Source organism: Gilliamella sp. B2717 (assembly GCF_026536675.1).
In the GTDB taxonomy this organism is placed as follows: domain Bacteria; phylum Pseudomonadota; class Gammaproteobacteria; order Enterobacterales; family Orbaceae; genus Gilliamella; species Gilliamella apicola_I.
The window spans coordinates 1-1325 of record NZ_JAFNNQ010000061.1 but is presented as its reverse complement, the minus strand read 5'-3'; the positions used below and the strand labels follow the sequence as shown (position 1 = coordinate 1325).

2 protein-coding genes are annotated in these 1325 nt (G+C 38.1%); both read left to right on the top strand.

The features are described 5' to 3' along the window. A partial coding sequence (locus tag J3U35_RS06575; protein ID WP_267360344.1) for a hypothetical protein occupies positions 1 to 575 on the top strand: 575 nt, incomplete at its 5' end. Positions 576 to 579: 4 nt separating this feature from the next. Continuing rightward, positions 580 to 1325: hypothetical protein (locus tag J3U35_RS06570; protein ID WP_267360342.1), on the top strand; the 746-nt coding region annotated here is incomplete at its 3' end.

The window sequence follows — 1325 nt, the reverse complement described above, 5'->3', positions numbered from 1 at the left end:
AAAGCGATGATGATAACCAGTATCAATCGTATGCGGTTCGAATACCGAAAACCCATGCTTTATACTTTCCTCACGCAGTGGATACACCGACTTTTCGCCGGTTAAAGTATTCAGCTATAATAGCGGGTGCACTTTGTTTCTTTAATTATTTAATAATTATTTTAGTTGTTTTCTTCGCTGGTTCGTATGAAGATTTTTTATACGAATTGTTTTCTTTTGCTTTAATCACTTTTATTGTGTTTTTTGTTTTAACAATTATGTTTTTTTTGCTAGCGGGAGGTCGTTACTCTTTTATCGGTAATCGCATTTTTGCCACCTTAGGCTATCCTAAACCTTGGTCTCATGATACGTCAGTTGAACATGAGCGTTTTAAAAAATTGAATCGCTCTGGCGATCCTGAGTTGTATGACGATCCACAAACCCCCGAATTTGAACGAATCAAAATACGAGACGCCAAAGCTACTTATTACTGCCGAACGCCAATCGTACCGGATTGGGTCGAGGTGATTGATGAGCGGGGTTTTACGCCAGATATGGATAACCAACCGCCCAAATTAAATCACACGGAACAGTAACAGTATGGCAAAACAGTATCGCATTTTAAAAGGCACAGTCAGCCAGCTACAAATCATTGATGACCCAAAAGAGCTAGGCTCAAATAATGTCGGCTTAATCGCCATGATTGGGGCATTGATTTTTGGGGTATTTGAAGTGGTTGCCAGCTTAGTGACCACGCTGTCAGTGGGCAGCATTACCTTGCAAGGAAAACATTTTAGTTGCTATGTGGGGCGAAAATTTGTCGAAGGCAAATTAACCCACGTTGGTTTTAAAAATGGCGATTATGTTGAAATGGTCGTGGATAAAAGTGATGACAATCAGTATCAATCATGTGCGGTTCGAATACCGAAAACCCATGCTTTATATTTTTCTCAAGCAGTGGATACACCGACTTTACTTCGGTTAAAGTATTTAGCCATAGGACTTGGTGTTATTTTTATATTAATCTATATCTTTTTTATGATTATGCTCATAACTGATACTAATTTGAGAAATGATTTTTTATACAATTTTACTTTAGTTACTTTTACCAATTTTTTTAGTTTTTTAGCCATTTTAATTATGCTTTTTTTCATAACCGGTGGTCGTTACTCTTTTATCGGTAATCGCATTTTTGCTGCCTTGGGCTATCCCAAACCTTGGTTGCATGATACGTTAGCTGAACATTTGCGTTTTAAAAAATTAAACCGCTCGGGCGATCCTGAGCTGTATGATGATCCCCAAACCCCCGAATTTGAACGAATCAAAATACATGATCGCAATGCCAC